The sequence below is a fragment of the Nocardia nova genome, from assembly GCF_002933465.1.
Lineage (GTDB): Bacteria > Actinomycetota > Actinomycetes > Mycobacteriales > Mycobacteriaceae > Nocardia > Nocardia nova_B.
This window is the reverse complement of the sequence record NZ_PSZE01000001.1, coordinates 243,676-263,486: the sequence shown is the minus strand read 5'-3', so window position 1 is coordinate 263,486 and position 19,811 is coordinate 243,676. Positions and strand designations below refer to the sequence as shown.

The window sequence follows — 19,811 nt, the reverse complement described above, 5'->3', positions numbered from 1 at the left end:
GACCACGGAACGGAATTGGCGGTGTTCGGAGTCGTACTCCAATCGTGCGTTCATGGGACCTGTTGTCAGCGGAAGGCGTTCTGGCCGGTGAAGGCCTGGCCGAGCACGAGTTGATGCATCTCCGGCGTTCCCTCGTAGGTGAGAACGGACTCGAGATTCACCATGTGCCGGATGATCGGATATTCGAGCGAAATACCGTTGCCGCCCAGGATTGTTCGCGCGGTGCGGCAGATCTCGATCGCCTCGCGGGTGTTGTTGAGTTTGCCGAAACTCACCTGTTCGGGCCGCAATCCCACCGAATCCTTGAGCCGTCCCAGATGCAGCGAAAGCAGTTGGCCCTTGTGCAGTTCGACAGCCATATCGGTGAGTTTGGCCTGGGTCAGCTGAAATCCGGCGATCGGACGCCCGAACTGATTGCGCTGCATCGAATAGTCGCGAGCCGCCTGCCAGGCCGTGCGCGCCGCGCCCATCGAACCCCAGATGATGCCGTAGCGCGCCTCGGACAGACTCGACAGCGGCGCCTTCACACCCCGGCCCTCGGGCATCATCGCCGCGGCCGGCAGGCGCACATCGTCGAGGACCAGTTCGCTGGTGATCGAGGCGCGCAGCGACAGTTTGTGCTTGATGGTGTGTGCGCTGAATCCCTGGGTGTCGGTGGGCACGATGAAACCGCGGATGCCCTCGTCGGTGTTGGCCCACACCACCGCGACATCGGCGATCGAGCCGTTGGTGATCCACATCTTGCGTCCGTTGAGAATCCAGTCGTCACCGTCGCGCTTGGCGCGGGTCTGCATGGCCGCCGGATCGCTTCCCACATCCGGTTCGGTGAGGCCGAAGCAGCCGATGATCTCGCCCGTGGCCATACCCGGCAGCCAGCCCTGCTTCTGTTCCTCCGAACCGTTGTTCCAGATGGAGAACATGGCCAGCGAGCCCTGGACCGAGACCAGCGAGCGGATACCGGAATCACAGGCCTCGAGTTCGAGGCAGGCCAGGCCGTAGTGCACGGCCGAGGCACCGCTGCATCCGTAACCCTCGAGGTGCATACCGAGTACGCCGAGTCTGCCGAATTCGCGGGCCAGATCACGCGCGCCGGGCAGATCGCCCGCTTCGAACCAGTCCGCGACATGCGGGGTGATGTGCTCGGCGCAGAAGCCGCGCACACTGTCGCGCACGGCCCGTTCGTCCTCGGACAGCAGCGAATCGATGGCCAGCGGGTCGAGTGCGTCGAATGCGGGGGGACGTTTCGCGCTCATGCGTCTTCCTTGTCCGGATAGGTGAACAGGCGGGCCGCGGCATCGTCGCGGGCCTGTTCGGTGAGTTTGCCATGCAACTTCTTGTCGGTGGCCCACACCGGGCGACCACATAGGCCGGTCTCCTCGGGGCTCGGCCGGCCGGTCGTCGAGTACCCGCACCACCGGGGTGTATCAAGGGCCACAATCGTTGCCGGCGGTGAGCGGGCGGCCCGACGTGCGGATTCGCCGGTTCCCTGACAGGGCGGGCGGCGGGTGCGACGATGATCGGCATGGGCGATTCCGACGATCAGTGGTACTACTGCCTCAAACATCACCGCGCGGAACAGAGCAAGCGGTGCTGGTTCGCCGACCGAATGGGGCCGTATCCGGACCGTGCCACCGCCGAGCGGGCGCTCGAGATCGTGCGCGAACGCAATGCCCGCGAGGATGCCCGCGACGGGAGAGACTGAGCCGCTCGTGCCCTCTCAGGTGGGTGGGCTACGGTTCTCCAGAGCACGTCGTGCCCGGATCCGGGGGCGCGCAGTCAGGTCGAATCGAGTGGAGGGCGACTTGTGAAGGTGACCGTGGTGGTGCCGACCTACAACGAGCGGGAGAACCTGCCGGTGGCGGTGGAGCGGCTGACCGCACTACCGGTCGCCGATCTGCACGTTCTGGTGGTCGACGACAACTCCCCGGACGGTACCGGTGAGGTCGCGGACAAGCTGGCCGCCGAGCTGCCGTCCGTGGTGGGTGTGCTGCACCGGACCGAGAAGGACGGCCTCGGCCGCGCCTACATCGCCGGCATCACCGCGGCGCTCGACCAGGGCGCCGACGTGGTCATCCAGATGGACGCCGACCTCTCCCATCCGGCGGAGGTGATTCCGATCATGTTGGAGAAGCTCGAGACCTCCGATGCCGGTGTGGTCCTGGGGTCGCGCTACGTCGACGGCGGCTCCACCGCGGCGGAGTGGAAGTGGTACCGCAAGGCCCTCTCGGCCTGGGCGAACTTCTACGTCAACGCGATCCTGCGGCTCGGTGTCAAGGACGCGACCGCAGGATTCAAGGCGTGGAAGGCGCAGACGCTGCGGGCCATCGATGTGGCCTCGATCCACAGCAACGGCTATTCCTTCCAGGTCGAGATGAACTACCGCACGATCAAGCAGGGTATCTCGATCGCCGAGGTGCCGATCCGCTTCGAGGAGCGCACCAAGGGCGCGTCGAAGATGAGCCTGAAAGTGCAGCTGGAATCGGCCCTGATGCCGTGGAAGCTGCTGTTCGGCCGTCGCGTCTAGCGGCTGCGGCGTCCGGGGCTAGGGCGTCAGGTTAGGCGTCCGGGCTAGGGCACCGCCTCCACGGCCGCATCGACCGGCCAGTCCAGCAGCGTGTCGATGAACAGCTGCCGCACGCGCGCGATGTCGGCGTCCATGTGCTGCGGATCCCAGCCGCTCACATCGATCGGCGCCAGGACCGCCACATCCACCGTGCCCTTGCGCACGATCGCCGAATTGCGCCAGGCGATTTCGCCGGAGTTGCGGATGACGAGCGGAATGATCGGCACCCCGGCCTCGATCGCGATATGGAAGGCACCCTTCTTGAAGGGGCCGATCTGCGGCGTCATCGAGCGCGTGCCCTCCGGCGCCACCACGAGCGAGAGCCCGCCGCGCAGGGTGTCGACGACCGGTTCCAGCGCCGCCTTCGCACTCGTGGTGTCGGAGCGATCGATGAAGGTCGCCTCGGCGAATCGCAACAGCGGACCGAAGACCGGGTTGGTGGTGACCTCCTTCTTGACCACCGCGGTGAATCCCGAACGCAGCACCGCGGCCAGCACCACCATGTCGAACTGGCTCTGGTGGTTGAACAGGAAGACGGCCGGACGCGGCTGCCGGGCGTGCTCGGCGCCCACCACCCGCACCCGCACGCCCGTGGTGCGCAGGGTGGCGTCGGCGGCGGTGGCGATCATGGCGTCGGCCATCGCCCGGTGCCGGCGGGTAGCGGCGCGGGAGGCGACCCCGAAGGCCGCGCCGCTGAGCAGCCCGGTGAAACCGACTGCGGTACGGGCGAAGTCGGTGACCCCGGCCGGCTCCCGCGGTTTGAAGGTGAGGGTCGGCCAGTCGCGTTCACCGGCGGTCATGGACATGCGCGGTCCCGGATTGACCGCGACCGGATGGCCGACCGTTTCCAGCAATGGGATATCGGGGGCCGCGTCGGCGTAGGCGTAACTGTCGGCGAGATCGATATCGTGCTCGGCGGCGAAGCGCCGCACCGCCGCGGCCTTCTCGTTGCGCCACAGCGGTTTTCCCTCGGTAAAGCCGGTGAGGACGCCGTCGGCGGTGGCCATCGCGGTGTAGAGCACGTGGTTTACCCCGAGTTCCCGGGCCACCGGTAGCACCTGGAAACGGGTGAGGCTGGTGACCAGCACCACCGTGTGCCCGGCGGCCTCGTGCTCCCGGACGAGGTGCCACGCTTCGGGATACACGTGCCCGTAGACGGTGCTGCGGAACAGGTGTTCGCCGAGTTCGTTGAGCTCCTCCTCGGTGCGGCCCACCCAGACCCGGGCGACGCGCTGCAGGAAGCGCTCGTACTCACCCTCGGTCCGCGAACCGCGGATGCTGTACAGCAGCGTGTCGGTCAGTGCCTGGCGCGAGTCGCGTCCGCGCAGCAGGCGCAGCGGCGCGGCGGCGGGGGCGAAGCCCGCGACCACCGTTCCGCCGAAGTCGAATACGGCCGCCACTCGCGGGCCCTGTGGCCCGGTCCGGATGGCGGAAATCGCTTCGGAAAGGTTCACACTGTCCCCTGCGGTGCGCGGTTGGACGGGTCGAGGGCGGCCGCACGGGAGATGCGGATGCCGATGGTGCGCAGTTCGTCGGCGAACTCGCGGCGACGCTGCGCGAGATCCGGGGTGCCGGGATCGAGCAGGCCCTGATTCTCCGCGAGTTTCACTGCACTGGAGAACAATTCGGATGATACCGACTCCGTGCTGTGCAGCCGCTGCTGTAGCAACATCTGGCGTCCGACGGCCAGGCATTCGTCGATGAACTGTGTGCGGTCCAGCGGTGCGGCCGGATCGGCGGCGGCCAGCCGCTCGGCCACCACCAGCTGGGCATCGAAGAACGAGCGCACCACGCGGTGCGCCATGATGAATCCCGAATCGGCCAGCGCGCAGACCAGTTCGGCGGCGCTGGCGCGCTGCTCCCAGTGCGGATCCAGCAGAAGCAACTCCGCGTTCATCGCCGCTGCGAATTCGACCCGGTCCGGAAAGAAGAATTCGAACTTCAGCAGGTCGCGCAGTCGGTAGGCCGCGTCCCAGATGACTTCGATGCCGGGAGCGGCGCCGGCTTGTTCGTCGGCCACCTCGAGAATCGCCAATTCCAGAATCGCGCGGTCGACGAACCAGTGCACCGCGCTGTTGCGGTAAAACGCCGCCTCGAGATGGGCGCCGGCCTCGATCGAATACACCGGTTCCAGCCCACCGCGATAGACCGTCACCACCTTGGTCAGCGACAGTTGTCCGAGGACCACCGCCAGGCCCTGATCGTCGCGCAGCGTATCCAGCTCGCCGGTCGGCAGGGCGCGGCGCTCGATGTACCCGCAGACCGGCTCCAGCGTCCGACGCACCTCACCGAGGGTGAGTGCGCGCTCGTGCACACCGAGCAGGGCCAGCGTCACCAGGGCGTTGACCGTGACCGGCGTGACCGCGTTGATGCCGACCGCCACCTCGAAGGCCAAGCGCTGCACGGCTTTACGCTGCCGGTCCGACACGTCCTCGGGATTCGGGGCCAGCGGTTCCTCGATGGGCTGCATCGGATCACCGTGCGCGGCCAGCCGGTCGCGCGCCGACAGCGGGGCACCGAAGCGGACGTAGACCCGCCCGGCGGAATGCTGCTGGCTGCGGATGTAGCGGGCCAGCCAGGTCAGCCCCTCGGGCTTCTTGACGCCGCCGACCTGTTCGGTCGCAATGGATCCCAATTCGTTGAGCCGCTCGTAGGTGATCGACACCGGCACCAGCATCACATCGTCGATGCGCCGCGAACGGATGGCCGAGGCCAGGTAGTTCAGCAGTCCGAACCGGGGTGGGCGCAACTTCCCGGTACGGGTGCGCCCACCCTCGAAGTACCACTCCAGATTGAAGCGTTTGGCGAGCAGATACGCGAAGTACTCCTCGACCACGGCCTTGTAGATCTCGTCGTCGCCGAAGCTGCGGCGGATGAAGACGGTGCCGGTTCGGCGCGCGATCGGCCCCATCGGCCAGAAACTGAGATTGACGCCGCCGATGACGTGGTTGGGGGGAAAGTCGTTGCGCGCCAGCGCGTCACCGAGGACGAAGGCATCCACATAGGACCGATGCGAGGGCAGGAATACCAGCGGGTAGTTGCGATTGAGTCGCCGCAGCGCCGCCAGCCCGGACCGGTCGCAGTCGATCTTCCAGGCCGAGGCGTGCACCGGTCGCATCGCCTGGGTGAACAGATCCGAGATCAACCGGCTCTGCGCGGCCACAAGTTCCCGCAGCGACTTCTCGGCCCGGCGGTACACCTCACGCGGTTCGGTTCCGGTTTCGGTGGCGATGGTGTCGAGGCGGCGTAGGAAGTCGGGGAAGTCGAGAATCTCCTCGACCACCATCCGGGGGACCTTGTAACGGTCGCCGATCACCGATCGTTCGGCGCGTTCGAGCGCCACCGTGCCCGCGCGCACGATCGCCCGCGCGAACGGTTCCGAGTTTTCGGCGACGCCGGGGTTGTTCGCGCGCAGATCGCTGAGCCGCGCGGGCTGTCCGGTGAGGATGAGATGCCGGTCGGGCGCCTTTGCCACCAGCCGGCGCTGCAACAACCGGTGCGGCCGGCGCGGATCGCTCAGCAGAGCCAGATCGGCGAAGGTGGTGCGCCGCACGCCGTCTCGTTCCGGCGGCAGCCACAGCACCCGGATCGGGATCACCATCGGATCGTCGCGGCGGCCGACGAGCCGGGCGGCGACGGCGGCGGCGTCCAGGTCGATCTGCGTGACCGGGGCGTCGATTCCGAGTTCGGCGGCGATCCCGCCCTCGGCGAGCCAGCCGCCGATCAATTCGCGTTCCACCGGAGACACCGCGTCGACCAGGGCGACCGCCGAGCGCGGCAGATCCTTCGCGGTACTCGGAGCCGGATTGCCGGCAGCGTGATCGATCATGGCGAGCCCTCCCTCGACGGCGCTCCACCATTCAAGCTCGCGGAAGCGTATTCGCGCAGGAAGTTGACCACGACGCTCGCAAAGCGAGTCCGATGTGTGCTCCGGCACAATACCGAAAAGGGCAGGTAATGCTAACCTCACCTCTTGTAGTTAGGTAAGCATAACCTTGGAGGAACGGTGTCGACCACGGACGAGCGGGTGCGAAACGGTTACGGGGACGGTCCGGGGGCGACGGGGCAGCTGGCAACGGGGACGGAGATGACGGAGACGGAGGTGACGGGGACGGAGGTGACGGGGACGGCGCCGGCGATCGCACCCGCCGACGCCATGGCGGCGCTCGCCGCGGCCGACCGCTTCGGCGAGTACGTCGGTTACGAGGGGCCCGACGGCTGGGTGTTCGCCGCCGATCCGATCGGCGGCATCGAATTGGATTCCGCCGAACTGCGGGTCGAATGGGAGGGTCGGGCCACCGCCGAGCCGTGGCAGGGCCGCCCGGCCGCGGTGGTCGACGCGGCGCTGGCCGCGCTGCCGCTGCGGGGCCGCACCGCCTACGGCTGGATCGGATTCGAATTCTGCGCCTGGGCGCTGGGCGCCGACGCGCACGTTCCGGCGCGAACCACCCTCGCGCACCTGATGATTCCGCGCATCGAGGTACGCATCGACGCCTCCGGCGTGCGGGTGTCCGGTGCGACGCCCCGCGAGACCGCGGAGATCCACGAACTCATCGCGCAGGCGAGTGCGACACCTCCGCCGTCGTCACGGCCGGTGGATGTCACCATCGATCCCACCGACTACCGCGGCCGGGTAGCCGAGGCGGTCGACGAGATCCGGGCCGGGCGGTATCAGAAGGTGATCCTGTCGCGAAAGGTGGATCTGCCCTTCCCCGTGGACGTTCCGCAGACCTATCGGCTCGGGCGCGCCAACAACACGCCCGCCCGCTCGTTCCTGTTGCGGCTGGGCGGCCTGGAGGCGGCCGGATTCAGTCCCGAGCTGGTGGCCTCGGTCGACCGCGATCGGGTGGTGACCACCGAGCCGCTGGCCGGCACCCGTGCCTTCGGTCGCGGCGAGACGGCCGATGCCGCAGCGCGCGAAGAGCTGGTCGGTGATCCGAAAGAGATTGTCGAGCACGCCATCTCGGTGCAGACCTCGTTCGGCGAGATCGCCGCGGTGGCCGAGCCGGGCAGCACCGCCGTCTCCGATTTCATGGCGGTGCGCGAACGCGGGAGTGTGCAACATCTGGCCTCCACCGTGCGAGGCACCCTCGCCGACGGGAAGAGCGCCTGGGATGCGCTGGAAATGCTGTTCCCCTCGGTGACCGCCTCCGGTATCCCCAAGCGCACCGGGGTAGACGCGGTGTTCCGCCTCGACCACGACCCCCGCGGCCTGTATTCCGGTGCGGTGGTGACCGTTTCGCCGGGTGGTGCGCTCGAGGCCACACTGGTGCTGCGGGCGATCTATCAGACTACGGAGGGCGCCTGGCTGCGCGCCGGAGCCGGCATCGTCTCCCAGTCGCGCCCGGAACGCGAATTCACCGAGACCTGCGAAAAGCTGGGCAGCGTAGCGCCTTACGTCGTCGAAGCCTGAGAGCGAGCCCGGCGGAAGTTCCCGCCGGGTGTTCTCGTACCGGGTGGCCGTTCGCCGGGAGGCGGTTCGACCGGAGGACGCGGGAGGGCGGCGAGGCTCAGTTCGGCGCGGTCGCGGTCTGCGTGTCGTAGCGGGCCCGCAGAGCCTTCTTGTCGATCTTGCCCACGGCGGTGAACGGCAGCGCGTCAGCTCGTTCGAGAAGGTCGGGGAGTTTGTAGGTCGCCAGGCCGCGAGTGGTGAGGAACTTCTTGATCTCGACCAGGCTCGGCATCTCGCCGTCGATCACCAAGACGGCACAGACCTTTTCGCCGAGGGCCGCGTCCGGCAGGCCGACCGCGGCCGCGTGACGGACCGCTGGGTGGGCGAGCAGGTGTTCCTCGAGTTCGTCGCAGGATACGTTCTCGCCGCCGCGGTTGATCACATCCTTGATCCGGCCCGAGACGATCAGATGCCCGCTCGGCAGTTGCCGCACCAGATCACCGCTGCGGTAGTAGCCGTCGGGGGTGATGGCGCGGGAATTGTGCTCCGGCGCACGGTAATAGCCGCGAATGGTGTACGGGCCGCGGGTCAGCAGTTCGCCCTCCTCGCCGGGCGCGACGTCGTTACCCTCGCCGTCGACCACGCGGACCTCGTCGGCAGGGGAGAGCGGGCGGCCCTGGGAGATCAGAATCGTTTCCTCGGCATCGTCGAGGCGGGTGTAGTTGATCAGTCCCTCGGCCATGCCGAACACCTGCTGCAGTGTCGCGCCCAGGGCCGGAGTCACCTCGCGGGCATTGACCTCGGCCAGTTTCGCGCCGCCGACCTGCAGCAGCCGCAGGCTGGACAGGTCGGCCTCCTCCCATTCCACCGCGGCACACCACAATTGGGCCAGCGGCGGCACCACCGCCGTCACGGTGACGCCGTGCCGTTCGATGGTCGCGAACGCGTTCTCCGGGCTCGGATCGGCCAGCATGACGACCGACGCGCCCGCGGCGACAGTGCCCAGAATGCCCGGGCAGGAGAGCGGGAAGTTGTGTGCGGCGGGCAGCGTCGCCATGTACACGTCGTCGCAGGTCAACGCGCAGACCTCGGCGCTGGCCCGGGCGTTGTAGTGGTAGTCGTCGTGAGTGCGGGCGATGAGTTTCGGCAGGCCGGTGGTGCCGCCGGAAACGAGCATCACCGCGATACCGGACGCGTCGACTTCCGGCAGCGAATCTCCTTCGCGCGCTACCGTTCTCAGATCGACGTAAGCGCCGGGATCGCCGAGCACGAAGATCGTGCGCAACGACGGCACCCGCGCGGCCACCGCGGCCGCCAGCTCGCGGTAGTCGAAGTCGCCGACCGTGTCGGCCACGATGTAGCCGGTAGCGCCCGACAGGCGGGTCAGATGTTCGATCTCGGCCTGCCGATGCGCCGGCAGGGCCAGTACGGGCACGATTCCGGCGCGCAGCAGCCCGAACAGCACCTCCACGAATTCGGTCACATTGGGCAGTTGAACCACCACGCGGTCGCCGGGCTCGAGTCCGGAGGCGAGCAGCCCGTGGGCCGTGCGATCGGCGCGGCGATCGAGTTCGGCATAGTCGATCGGCCCGCTGTCGGTGTGCAGGGCGGGACGCCGGGGCCCGCGGCGGGCGGCGTCGCGCAGCAGGTCGCCCAGCGGTTCGCCGCGCCAGTAGCCCGCGGCTCGGTAGCTGTCGGCGAGTTCGGCCGGAAACGGTACGAAACCGTCGAGCAGGTCCTGCTGGGCGGGGGATATCGAAGTCACGGGTATCGCCTCACGGGTCGAGCTGCGCAGTGTCGAGCTGCCTCAGATAGGTTAGGCAACCCTACATTAGAGAGAGCTCGGGTCGCGTCGCGGGTGACCCGAAACGCCACGGCCCGGCTCGGCGACAACAGCGCGTGGCGGCCGGTGCCCGCCTAGACTCGTGCGGGTGAGCGGTTGGAACATCTCCGATATTCCGGACCAGAGCGGGCGCACGATCATCGTGACCGGCGCGAACAGCGGACTGGGCGCGGCAACCACCAGGGCTCTGGCGCAGGCCGGTGCGCAGGTGATCATGGCCTGCCGCGACGAGGTGAAGGCCCGTGCGGTCGCCGACACCATCGGCGAGCGGGTGCAGGTACGCCGGCTCGACCTGGCCGACCTGGCCTCGATCCGCGAATTCGCGCGCACGATCGAGGGCGCCGATGTGCTGATCAACAACGCCGGCGTGATGGCCCTGCCGCTGCGCCGCACCGCCGACGGCTTCGAAATGCAGTTCGGGACCAACCATCTCGGCCATTTCGCGCTGACCGGACTGCTGCTCGACAAGATCTCCGACCGCGTCGTCACGGTATCCAGCGGTGCCCATGTGATCGGCCGCATCGACCTCGCCGATCCGAACTACCAGCATCGGCGCTACGAGCGCTGGCGCGCCTACGGTCAGTCGAAACTGGCGAATCTGATGTTCGCCTACGAACTCCAGCGCCGCCTGTCCGCGGCCGGTTCGCCGAAGGTCTCGGTCGCGGCCCATCCCGGCTACGCCAGCACCGAACTGCAATCGCATACCGAGTCGTTCCTGGACGCGATCATGGCCCTGGGCAACCGGATTCTCGCTCAGTCGGCCGAAATGGGCGCCCTGCCAAGCCTTTACGCCGCCACTGCGAAGGTCGAACCCGGCGCGTTCTACGGCCCGACCCACCTCGGCGGCCTGCGTGGTTACCCCGAGCGCTGCGGCTCCTCGGCCGCCTCCCGCGACGAGGTCACCGCGCGGCGCCTCTGGGACCTGTCCGAACAACTCACCGACGTGACCTACTCGTTCACCCGCCGCTGAGCCGGTGCGGATCGGCGTGATCGGTATCACTTCTGCAGATGTCACACCAGGTGGGTGCCGCGCCGTCATCTCTGTGTAGCGACGCCGCGAAGCGCGGCTCACTGTGCGCAGGAGGATGGTCATGGAACCCCGTTTCGCTCTGTTCACCAACGAGATCGCGGCCAAGTTCGTCAAGCGGATCGGTAACGCCGGCCAGGTCGTGGACAACTCGCCGCTGCCCAAGGCGACGCAGGAATTGGTCAAGCTGCGCGCCAGCCAGATCAACGGGTGCGGCTACTGCACCGATATGCACTCCAAGGATGCGGCCGCCGCGGGCGAGACCTCGGTGCGGCTCAACCTGGTCGCCGCGTGGCGAGAGGCGATCATGTTCACCGACGCCGAGCGGGCCGCGCTCGCGCTGACCGAGGAAGGCACCCGCCTCGCCGATGTCCACCGCGGCATCAGCGAGGAGACCTGGCAGCAGGTGCGCAAGCACTACGACGACGAGCAGATCGGCGCCCTGATCTCGCTCATCGCGCTGATCAACGCCTACAACCGGCTCAACGTCATCGCCGGCACTCCGGCGGGCACCTACGAGCCCGGCATGTTCTGACCGCCGCACGCGAATTCGGGCCCGGCACAGGATGGTTCGATCCCGGCCGGGCCCCGTCGCGGGTACCGAGTCTGTGGGGACCGTCACGTTCGCCTGCCCGGCCGAATCCACCCGCGCCGCGCCCCTGGTACAGTCGCCCTCGTGCAGCGCGCGTATTTCTGGTTTACCAAGCCGGCCCTGGGTGGGTCGGTCGGTGACCCGCGCTGACCTCTCCCACCCCGAGCCGGACCGCAGACCGGCTCCACGGGATCTCGTTCGGTGGGTCGGCCTGAGAAAAGGAACCCATCATGACCACCGCAGCCGATGTCGATGCCTCACACAGTGACCTCGACGATCAGCGCACGCTGAGTATCAGCCCCCTGCTCTCGCCCGCCGAGGTTCGCCGCGAGCATCCGATCGACGACGCGCTCGCCGACACCGTGCGGGCCGGTCGGGCCGCCACCGTGGAAGTCCTCGACGGCGTCGGCGACCGCCTGATGGTCGTCGTCGGCCCGTGTTCGGTGCACGACCCCGAGGCCGCCCTCGACTACGCGCGCCGCCTGGCCGCCAAGAGCGCCGAACTCTCCGATCGCCTGCACATCGTGATGCGCGTCTACTTCGAAAAGCCGCGGACCACCCTCGGGTGGAAGGGCCTGATCAACGATCCGCATCTGGACGGTTCGTTCGACGTCAACACCGGTCTCGGACTGGGACGGCGGCTGCTGGTCGACATCACCGGTCTCGGCCTGCCGGTGGCCTGCGAATTCCTCGATCCGATCACGCCGCAGTACATCGCGGATCTGGTCTCCTACGGTGCGATCGGCGCGCGCACCGCGGCCAGCCAGGTGCACCGGCAGCTCTCCAGTGCGCTGTCGATGCCGGTCGGGATCAAGAACGGCACCGACGGCGATGTACAGGTGGCCGTGGACGGGGTACGCGCGGCCGGGGCCAGCCACGTCTTCCCCGGCACCGACCTCGACGGTCGCTCGGCGCTCATCCGCACCAGCGGCAACCCCGACTGCCACGTGATCTTGCGCGGCGGGAGCGCCGGCACGAACTACGACGCCGCCTCCGTCGCCGAGGCCTGCCTGCGCCTGGAGAAGGCCGAACTGCCGCAGCGGGTGGTCGTCGACGCCAGCCACGGCAACAGCAACAAGGACCACAACAAGCAGGTCGACGTGGTCACCGATGTCGCCGAGCGCATCGCCGCCGGTGACCGCGCGGTAGTGGGTGTGATGATGGAGAGCTTCCTGGTGGCCGGTCGCCAGGACCTCACCCTCGGCCACGCCGGCGATCTGACCTACGGCCAGTCCATCACCGACGCCTGCCTGGACTGGGAGACCACGGCGGCGCAGCTGGACCGCCTCGCCGACGCGGTGGCCCGCCGCCGCGGCTGAGACACGATTGCGGTCACCTTCGTCCGCGGCTCGGGGCGAAGGTGACCGCTCGATCGTGCGCCGCGCCGATCACACGTGGGCCGCGTGCAGACGGCGGACCGCCTCGTCGAGTGTGTTGTCCCGCTTGCAGAATGCGAAGCGCACCAGGCGGTTCCACGAGTCGCGGTCGTCGGCGAACACTTCGATCGGGACCGCGACGACGCCGAGGCGCTGCGGCAGCTCCCGGCAGAAAACCAATGCGTCGGCGTTGCTCAGCGGGCTGATGTCGGCGCAGACGAAATAGGTCGCATCGCTGCGCTTGACCAGGAAGCCGGCGTCGGCCAGCGCCTCCGATAGGCGAATTCGCTTGTCGGACAGGCTGTTACGGAGATCGGCGACCCACTGCTGCTCGTGTTCGAGCGCGTAGGCGACCGCGGGCTGGAACGGTCCGCCGCCGACGAAGCTCATGAACTGCTTGGCGGCCAGCAACCCGTCGATCAGTGCCGCCGGGCCGCATGCCCAGCCGATCTTCCAGCCGGTGACGCTGAAAGTCTTCGCCGCACTGGAGATCACGATCGTGCGTTCGAACATCCCGGGCAGCGTCGAGATGCTGATGTGGGTGTTGCCGTCGTAGACGAGATGTTCGTACACCTCGTCGGAGACCACGATCAGGTCGCGCTCGCGGGCCAGTTCCGCGATCGCCTCCAGGTCGGCTCGGGGCAGGATCGCGCCGGTGGGGTTGTGCGGCGAATTCAGCAGCAACATACGGGTTTTCGGCGTGATCGCCGCGCGCAGGCTGTCCAGATCGAGGACGAATCCGTTGCCGTCCGGCACCAGCCGCGCGGTGCGGCGGGAGGCGCCGGCCAGGGCGACCACCGCGGCGTAGGAGTCGTAGTACGGCTCGATCAGCACCACCTCCTCGTCGGCCTCCACCAGGCCGAGTACCGCCGCCGCGATCGCCTCGGTAGCGCCTACGGTGACCACGACCTGCGATTCGACGTCGTAGTCCACCCCGTAGCGGCGCTTCCGGTCCGCCGCGATCGCCCGACGCAGCACGGGCATTCCGCGCCCGGGTGGGTACTGGTTCAGCCCGTCGGCGATGGCGGTGCGGGCCACCTCCAGCATCGCGGCCGGGCCGTCCGAATCGGGGAATCCCTGGCCGAGGTTGACCGCGTCGTGGCGCACGGCCAGCTCGGTCATCTCCGCGAAGATCGTGGCGCGGAACGGGCGCAGGCGGGCGACGGTGGGGATGGCTGACATGGTCCCAACGTAGCGATACCGCCGTCGTGCCCGCGGCGCACACCCCGGACATGTGGACCGGTTCGTCCACTCCGTAGTCCGTCGATACAGCAGTGACGACCCTGTCGTGGTGTGGGTTCCCCCAGGGGAAGAAGGAGGTCGAGCCGCCGGGACGCGCGATGCGTTCCGGCGGCTACGCCGGATCTCGGGGTGGACGAATGCCGCCGAGCTTCGCGGGATTGGCGACATCGTAAGTGCCCCAGACCAGTCCGTCGCGGACGGTGAAGCCGACCACGCGCGGGGGTGATCCCGGCGCACCGTTGCGCGGGGCGCGCTCATGCAACAGCAACCCGAGTTGGCCGTTGACGCCGACGAATTCGAATCGATGGGAATCCGTGGGCGAGAGTTCGGCCTGTTCCACCTGATACATCCGGATGAGTCCGAGGACGAACCGCGCGATCTTGTCCGCGCCGACGATGGTCCGCGCCGCCGTCTTCGCGGTGCCGCCGGTATCGCCGATGAACACCGAATCGGGATGCAGGGCCGCGACGACGGCGGCCACATCGCCGGAATACAGCGCCTCGAGCAGTCGCTGGACGGCAGCCACATGTTCGGTGTCCGATACCGGTTCCGGGGCCGCGGCCAGTGATTTCCGGGCCCGGACCGCGAGCTGCCGGGCCGCCTCCGGCGTCACCTCGAGCAGTTCGGCGATCTCGTCGAACGGCACCGAGAACCCGTCGTGCAGCACGAAGGCCACCCGCTGCGGCGGCGTCAGGGTGTCGAGGACTACCAGCGCGGCGAACCGGCAATCCTGTTTGCGCACGACCGATTCCAGCGGATCCGGCAAATTCGAGGGCGTCACGCCGGTGACGATCGGCTCCGGAAGCCATTGTCCCACATAGCTTTCCCGCCGGAGAGCGGCGCTGCGCAGCCGATCCAGGCAGATCCGGCTGACCACGGTCGTCAGCCAGGCGCGCAGGTCCTCGATCTCGGACTGATGGGTGGTGGCCAGCCGCAGCCAGCTCTCCTGCACCGCGTCCTCGGCGTCGGCCACGCTGCCGGTCAGCCGATAGCCCACCGAGAGCAGATGCGCCCGATGAGATTCGAACAAATCGGCGAGCAACGCGGCAACCATTGGTCCGATTCTACGGTCGCCGGAAATCCGCTGGGCCATCGCTGGGTTGCGTGTCAGCATGAAGCGGTGGAGGACTGTGTACTGACCGACGGGACGGTGTGGTTGTCGCGCCCGGTCGAGGCCGATATCGACGCGATCGTCGCGTGCTGCCGGCAGCCGTCGATACCGGAGTGGACGACGGTGCCGGTGCCGTATCGGCGCGCCGAGGCGGTGGGTTTCCTGACCGATATCGTCGCGCCCGGGTGGGCGGCCGACAGTCCGGTCTGGGCCGTGCGCACGGCAGCGGACGGGCCGGTGGCCGGCATGGTCGGCCTCGACGCCGGCCCGCAGCCCGGGGCCGCGGAGATCGGATTCTGGCTCAGCGACGCGATGCGCGGCCGCGGGTTGATGACCCGCAGCGTCCGGTTGGCCTGTGATTTCGGTTTCGCCGTCGAGGGGCTCGGTCTGACCCGCATCGAGTGGCGGGCGTTCGTCGGCAACATCGCCTCCGCCGCGGTGGTGCGGCGGACCGGCTTCCACTACGAAGGGCTGCTGCGCGGGGCGGGTGTGCAACGCGGCGCGCGCAGGGATTCCTGGGTCGCCGGGCGGCTGGCCGGCGACCCGCCGGAGCCGGCCGCCGACTGGCCGCCCCTGCGCGGGTCCGGACCGGCGCTCTGACGCTTCCGGTTGCGAGTGCGCTCACAGCGAACATCTGCCCAGCTCGCGTAGGGTTGATGAAGATTTGTCGGGGGTCCCGGCAACAATGTGGGACGTATTCCCCGAGCGCAGGGGGGCGCAGGGGCCCGGCCCGAGAATCTGGAGGAGGTGCCGTGACGGACGGACCGCTCATCGTGCAGAGCGACAAGACCCTGCTGCTCGAGGTCGACCACGAGCAGGCCGATGCGGCCCGGCAGGCGATCGCGCCGTTCGCCGAACTCGAACGCGCACCCGAGCACGTGCACACCTACCGGGTCACGCCGCTGGCGCTGTGGAACGCGCGGGCGGCGGGGCACGACGCCGAACAGGTCGTCGACGCGCTGGTCAGCTATTCGCGCTATGCGGTGCCACAGCCGCTGCTGGTCGACGTGGTCGAGACCATGGCCCGCTACGGGCGGCTGCAGCTGGTCAAGCATCCCGCGCACGGCCTGGTGCTGGTGAGTCTGGATCGCGCGGTGCTGGAAGAGGTGTTGCGGCACAAGAAAATTCAGCCCATGCTCGGCGCCCGCATCGACGACGACACGGTCGTCGTGCACCCGTCCGAGCGCGGGCGGATCAAACAGATGCTGTTGAAGATCGGCTGGCCCGCCGAGGACCTCGCCGGCTACGTCGACGGCGAGGCTCATCGCATCGATCTGGACTTCGCCACGCACGAATGGCATCTGCGCGACTATCAGGAGCTGGCCGCCGACTCGTTCTGGGCCGGCGGATCCGGTGTGGTGGTGCTGCCCTGCGGGGCGGGCAAGACCATGGTGGGCGCGGCCGCGATGGCCAAGGCGCAGGCGACGACGTTGATCCTGGTCACCAACACCGTGGCCGGTAGGCAGTGGAAGCGAGAACTGCTCGCGCGCACCTCGCTGACCGAGGACGAGATCGGGGAGTACTCAGGCGAGCGCAAGGAGATCCGCCCGGTCACCATCGCCACCTATCAGGTGATCACCCGCAAGACGAAGGGCGAATACAAGCACCTGGAACTGTTCGACAGCCGCGACTGGGGCCTGGTCATCTACGACGAGGTCCACCTGCTGCCCGCCCCGGTGTTCCGGATGACCGCCGATCTGCAGTCGCGGCGCCGGCTCGGGCTCACCGCGACGCTGGTGCGCGAGGACGGCCGCGAGGGCGACGTCTTCTCACTGATCGGCCCGAAACGCTACGACGCGCCGTGGAAGGATATCGAGGCCCAGGGCTGGATCGCGCCGGCCGACTGCATCGAGGTACGGGTCACGCTCACCGAAGCCGAACGCATGGCCTACGCCACCGCGGAACCGGAGGAACGCTACAAGCTCTGCTCCACCGCGCGCACGAAACTCCCCGTCGTCGAATCCATCCTGGCCCGGCACCGCGATGCGCCCAGCCTGGTGATCGGGGCCTATCTCGATCAGCTCGACGAACTCGGCGAACATCTCGACGCTCCGGTGATTCAGGGCTCGACCCGCACCAAGGAGCGTGAGGCGCTGTTCGACGCGTTCCGCAACGGCGAAATCCCGGTCCTCGTGGTCAGCAAGGTGGCGAACTTCTCCATCGATCTGCCGGAAGCGTCCGTGGCCGTTCAGGTTTCGGGCACCTTCGGTTCCCGTCAGGAGGAGGCCCAGCGGCTGGGCCGGCTGCTGCGCCCGAAGTCCGACGGCGGTCAGGCCCACTTCTACTCGGTGGTGGCACGTGACACGCTGGATGCCGAATACGCGGCCCACCGCCAGCGTTTCCTTGCCGAACAGGGGTATGCCTACCGCATCACCGATGCGGACGACCTGCTGGGCCCCGCGATCGGGTAGGGCAGCCGATCGGGCCGCGGTGGGCGCGCCGCTGGGTTACCGCTGCCGGACAGATGTGAGGATTTGAGACGTGCGACGCTTCGAATTCGCGGTCGACCGCGAACATGCCCGGGCGGTGAACGAAGTCGTCCGCGATATCCGGCGGCTGCGGATCCTGGCCTTCACCGCGGCCATCGTGCTCGGCCTCGGCACCGCCGGGCTGATCTGGCTGAACCACCCGTACTCGTTCCTGCTGGCGGTGGCCTTCGCATTGGCGACCATCAGCGCGCTGTTCGTGGCGCTGTGGACGCCGTACCGCTCGCGCATCGAGAAGTTGTACGCCGAGGGCGAGCTGGTTCCGGCTGTCGTATCGGGGCGGCACCCGAAAGGTGTCACGCTGCTCGCGCTGGTGAACCTCGCCAAACCCGGCGCCGTGCCGCGTTACGCGCTGATCACCCGCGTCGTGCGTGCCCTGCCGGGACACGACACCGACGCGGGCGAACAGGTTCCGGCGGTGACCGTGCGAGCCGATCGCGCGCCGCGCTCGGTCGGCGATCTGCGCCAGCCGATGAGCGCCATGCCGATCGCCTGGGGTACCCGCGACCTGAGGGTGATCGAGCGTGCCCGCGCCGCGATCAGCGATGTGGAATGGAAACTGCTGGCCGACAATCTCGGCCTCGCGGAGAAGGTGGGTCGCGTCGATTCCCGCCGGCTGCTGCTGGATCCTCAGCAACTGCCCCACGAACTGCGCGGTTGACGCGCGTGGCGGTTCCCGCGTGGTGCGGGGCCGACTAGCATCGTCGGTTGGTCGGCACGCCGTGCCGCGAAAGGGTGGAGGGTCGATGAAGTCGCACGCCTGGGCACGGTGTCTCACGGCGGGAGCGTTGTGCACGGTGGCGCTGGTGCTTCCCGCCCAGGTGCCATCGGTTCCGGCGCAGGCCCAGCCCGCCGCCGATCCGTTCACCGGGGCGCCCGGCCTCGGCGACTCCTACTATCCCGACGACGGCAACGGCGGCTACGACGTGCAGCACTACGACGTCGCCATCGATTACGACCCGCCGAGCAGGCATCTCACCGGTACAGCGCGGATCGACGCGGTGTCGACGCAGCCGCTGCGCGCGTTCAACCTCGACTACGCCGGGCCCGCGGTCTCGAAGGTGTCGGTGAACAACCTGCCGGCGGGCTTCACCACCGGCGGTGAACACGAACTGACCGTCACACCGGCGCTGCCGGTGCTGCCCGGGCTGCCGTTCACGGTGACGGTCGACTACGCGGGTAACGAATCCGACGACCCCGACTCCGGCTGGACCATCTCACCGAGCGGCGGCGCCTTCGCCGCCGGTGAACCGCATTCGGCGACCACCTGGTACCCGCTCAACGACACACCCTTGGACAAGGCGACTTTCGACTTGCAGGTGACGATTCCGCAAGAGTGGCAAGCGGTTTCGAACGGACTGCGAATCAGCGATACCGTCGCCGGCGACGAGCGCACCGTGAAGTGGAGTTCGAAACATCCCTCGATCGGCTATCTCACCACCGTCGCGATCGACCACTTCGATTTCCTCGAACAGCGCCGCGCGAACGGCACTCCGCTGATCAGCGCCTTCGCGCCGGGTGCGGACAAAGGCAGGGCGCTCGAGCAGCGGCTGCCGGAGGTGCTCGATTTCCTCGAATCCCTCTACGGCCCGTATCCGTTCGAAAGCGGCGGCGGTATCTACGTCGACACCGACCTGCATTTCTCGCTGGAGACCCAGACCCGGCCCATCTACGCGCCGTGGACCGATGTGAACACCGTCGTCCACGAGAACACCCACCAGTGGTGGGGTGATTCGATGTCGGTGCGGAACTGGTCGGATATCTGCCTCAATGAATGCTTCGCCAGCTATACCGCCGATTACCTGTGGCCGGAACGGAAAGAGGGTAAGGATGTCGATGCCCTCTACCGAAGCACGCTCGCCAAAACGCTCGACAAGCCGGGGTACTGGGAGATTCCGCTGCAGAATCCCGGGGCCGGAAACGAATTCACCACGGTGTATTCGCGCGGACCGCTGTTCCTGCACGCGCTGCGCCACGAACTCGGTGATGACGTGTTCTTTCCCGCCGTGGCGCAATTCGTGCGGTCACATGCCTACGGCAACGCTTCCATGCCGGAATTCCGCAGCTTCATCCAAACGAAGACCACGACGGATATGAGCGGATTCTTCACCGCCTGGCTCGACACCACCACCCCGCCGCCGGACCGGTACCTGTACCCGGGTTCGCTGCGCGGCTGATC

The 19,811-nt window shown here is 68.1% G+C and carries 16 protein-coding genes; 10 read left to right on the top strand and 6 right to left on the bottom strand.

The genetic code is table 11. From position 1 onward, the window contains the following. Window positions 1–65: 65 nt before the first annotated feature. On the bottom strand, window positions 66–1,253 hold the full coding sequence (locus tag C5E41_RS01035) for an acyl-CoA dehydrogenase family protein (protein ID WP_104373949.1): 1,188 nt from the start codon (window positions 1,251–1,253) through the stop codon (window positions 66–68). 269 nt (window positions 1,254–1,522) lie between these two features. Between C5E41_RS01035 and C5E41_RS01030 the strand changes: the two genes are divergently transcribed. Further along, complete coding sequence (locus C5E41_RS01030; RefSeq protein WP_030517474.1) at window positions 1,523–1,702, top strand: hypothetical protein; 180 nt, start codon at window positions 1,523–1,525, stop codon at window positions 1,700–1,702. A gap of 120 nt (window positions 1,703–1,822) precedes the next feature. Beyond that, window positions 1,823–2,524, top strand: a complete 702-nt coding sequence (locus C5E41_RS01025) for a polyprenol monophosphomannose synthase (RefSeq protein WP_104374172.1) — start codon at window positions 1,823–1,825, stop codon at window positions 2,522–2,524. A gap of 44 nt (window positions 2,525–2,568) precedes the next feature. Here C5E41_RS01025 and C5E41_RS01020 read toward each other — a convergent pair whose 3' ends face one another. Together C5E41_RS01020 and C5E41_RS01015 are read right to left on the bottom strand one after the other, a co-directional pair. Then, the gene (locus C5E41_RS01020; RefSeq protein WP_104373948.1) at window positions 2,569–4,017 is read right to left on the bottom strand and encodes an HAD-IB family hydrolase; all 1,449 of its coding nucleotides are present in this window, start codon (window positions 4,015–4,017) and stop codon (window positions 2,569–2,571) included. Further along, complete coding sequence (locus tag C5E41_RS01015; RefSeq protein ID WP_104373947.1) at window positions 4,014–6,392, bottom strand: glycerol-3-phosphate 1-O-acyltransferase; 2,379 nt, start codon at window positions 6,390–6,392, stop codon at window positions 4,014–4,016. The genes C5E41_RS01020 and C5E41_RS01015 overlap by 4 nt, the downstream gene beginning before the upstream one ends. A gap of 258 nt (window positions 6,393–6,650) precedes the next feature. Here C5E41_RS01015 and C5E41_RS01010 point away from each other — a divergent pair, with 258 nt between their 5' ends. After that, a complete protein-coding gene (locus tag C5E41_RS01010; protein WP_104373946.1) occupies window positions 6,651–7,976 on the top strand; it encodes a salicylate synthase in 1,326 nt (441 codons plus the stop codon). 97 nt (window positions 7,977–8,073) lie between these two features. Here C5E41_RS01010 and C5E41_RS01005 read toward each other — a convergent pair whose 3' ends face one another. Further along, entirely contained in the window at window positions 8,074–9,720 is a 1,647-nt protein-coding gene (locus tag C5E41_RS01005) for a (2,3-dihydroxybenzoyl)adenylate synthase (RefSeq protein ID WP_104373945.1), read from the bottom strand. A 166-nt stretch (window positions 9,721–9,886) separates the two neighbouring features. Between C5E41_RS01005 and C5E41_RS01000 the strand changes: the two genes are divergently transcribed. The 3 genes from C5E41_RS01000 to C5E41_RS00990 all read left to right on the top strand — a co-directional run bounded on the left by C5E41_RS01000 (window position 9,887) and on the right by C5E41_RS00990 (window position 12,736). Then, on the top strand, window positions 9,887–10,768 hold the full coding sequence (locus tag C5E41_RS01000) for an oxidoreductase (RefSeq protein ID WP_104374171.1): 882 nt from the start codon (window positions 9,887–9,889) through the stop codon (window positions 10,766–10,768). Between the two features lie 121 nt (window positions 10,769–10,889). After that, entirely contained in the window at window positions 10,890–11,360 is a 471-nt protein-coding gene (locus C5E41_RS00995; RefSeq protein ID WP_104374170.1) for a carboxymuconolactone decarboxylase family protein, read from the top strand. A gap of 287 nt (window positions 11,361–11,647) precedes the next feature. Continuing rightward, the gene (locus C5E41_RS00990; protein WP_104373944.1) at window positions 11,648–12,736 is read left to right on the top strand and encodes a 3-deoxy-7-phosphoheptulonate synthase; all 1,089 of its coding nucleotides are present in this window, start codon (window positions 11,648–11,650) and stop codon (window positions 12,734–12,736) included. Between the two features lie 69 nt (window positions 12,737–12,805). Here the strand turns inward: C5E41_RS00990 and C5E41_RS00985 are convergent, their stop codons facing one another. Both C5E41_RS00985 and C5E41_RS00980 read right to left on the bottom strand, forming a co-directional pair. Further along, on the bottom strand, window positions 12,806–13,975 hold the full coding sequence (locus C5E41_RS00985) for a pyridoxal phosphate-dependent aminotransferase (protein ID WP_104373943.1): 1,170 nt from the start codon (window positions 13,973–13,975) through the stop codon (window positions 12,806–12,808). Window positions 13,976–14,147: 172 nt separating this feature from the next. After that, window positions 14,148–15,089 (bottom strand): sigma-70 family RNA polymerase sigma factor, encoded by a 942-nt coding sequence (locus C5E41_RS00980; RefSeq protein WP_104373942.1) that lies wholly within the window; start codon window positions 15,087–15,089, stop codon window positions 14,148–14,150. A gap of 66 nt (window positions 15,090–15,155) precedes the next feature. Here C5E41_RS00980 and C5E41_RS00975 point away from each other — a divergent pair, with 66 nt between their 5' ends. The 4 genes from C5E41_RS00975 to C5E41_RS00960 all read left to right on the top strand — a co-directional run bounded on the left by C5E41_RS00975 (window position 15,156) and on the right by C5E41_RS00960 (window position 19,809). Further along, window positions 15,156–15,746 carry a GNAT family N-acetyltransferase gene (locus tag C5E41_RS00975; protein WP_258080651.1) on the top strand — a complete coding sequence of 197 codons (591 nt, stop codon included), beginning with the start codon at window positions 15,156–15,158 and terminating at the stop codon, window positions 15,744–15,746. Window positions 15,747–15,898: 152 nt separating this feature from the next. Then, the gene (locus tag C5E41_RS00970; RefSeq protein ID WP_104373940.1) at window positions 15,899–17,557 is read left to right on the top strand and encodes a DNA repair helicase XPB; all 1,659 of its coding nucleotides are present in this window, start codon (window positions 15,899–15,901) and stop codon (window positions 17,555–17,557) included. A 70-nt stretch (window positions 17,558–17,627) separates the two neighbouring features. After that, the gene (locus tag C5E41_RS00965) at window positions 17,628–18,293 is read left to right on the top strand and encodes a DUF3239 domain-containing protein (RefSeq protein ID WP_104373939.1); all 666 of its coding nucleotides are present in this window, start codon (window positions 17,628–17,630) and stop codon (window positions 18,291–18,293) included. Between the two features lie 85 nt (window positions 18,294–18,378). After that, window positions 18,379–19,809 carry a M1 family metallopeptidase gene (locus C5E41_RS00960; RefSeq protein ID WP_104373938.1) on the top strand — a complete coding sequence of 477 codons (1,431 nt, stop codon included), beginning with the start codon at window positions 18,379–18,381 and terminating at the stop codon, window positions 19,807–19,809. Window positions 19,810–19,811: the final 2 nt, after the last annotated feature.

Excerpts from the sequence above, each read along its gene's own strand:
- C5E41_RS01035 (WP_104373949.1), bottom strand. The coding sequence starts at position 1,253 with ATGAGCGCGAAACGTCCCCCCGCATTCGACGCACTCGACCCGCTGGCC.
- C5E41_RS01030 (WP_030517474.1), top strand. The coding sequence starts at position 1,523 with ATGGGCGATTCCGACGATCAGTGGTACTACTGCCTCAAACATCACCGC.
- C5E41_RS01015 (WP_104373947.1), bottom strand. The coding sequence starts at position 6,392 with ATGATCGATCACGCTGCCGGCAATCCGGCTCCGAGTACCGCGAAGGAT.
- C5E41_RS01010 (WP_104373946.1), top strand. The coding sequence starts at position 6,651 with ATGACGGAGACGGAGGTGACGGGGACGGAGGTGACGGGGACGGCGCCG.
- C5E41_RS00995 (WP_104374170.1), top strand. The coding sequence starts at position 10,890 with ATGGAACCCCGTTTCGCTCTGTTCACCAACGAGATCGCGGCCAAGTTC.
- C5E41_RS00990 (WP_104373944.1), top strand. The coding sequence starts at position 11,648 with ATGACCACCGCAGCCGATGTCGATGCCTCACACAGTGACCTCGACGAT.
- C5E41_RS00985 (WP_104373943.1), bottom strand. The coding sequence starts at position 13,975 with ATGTCAGCCATCCCCACCGTCGCCCGCCTGCGCCCGTTCCGCGCCACG.
- C5E41_RS00980 (WP_104373942.1), bottom strand. The coding sequence starts at position 15,089 with ATGGTTGCCGCGTTGCTCGCCGATTTGTTCGAATCTCATCGGGCGCAT.
- C5E41_RS00960 (WP_104373938.1), top strand. The coding sequence starts at position 18,379 with ATGAAGTCGCACGCCTGGGCACGGTGTCTCACGGCGGGAGCGTTGTGC.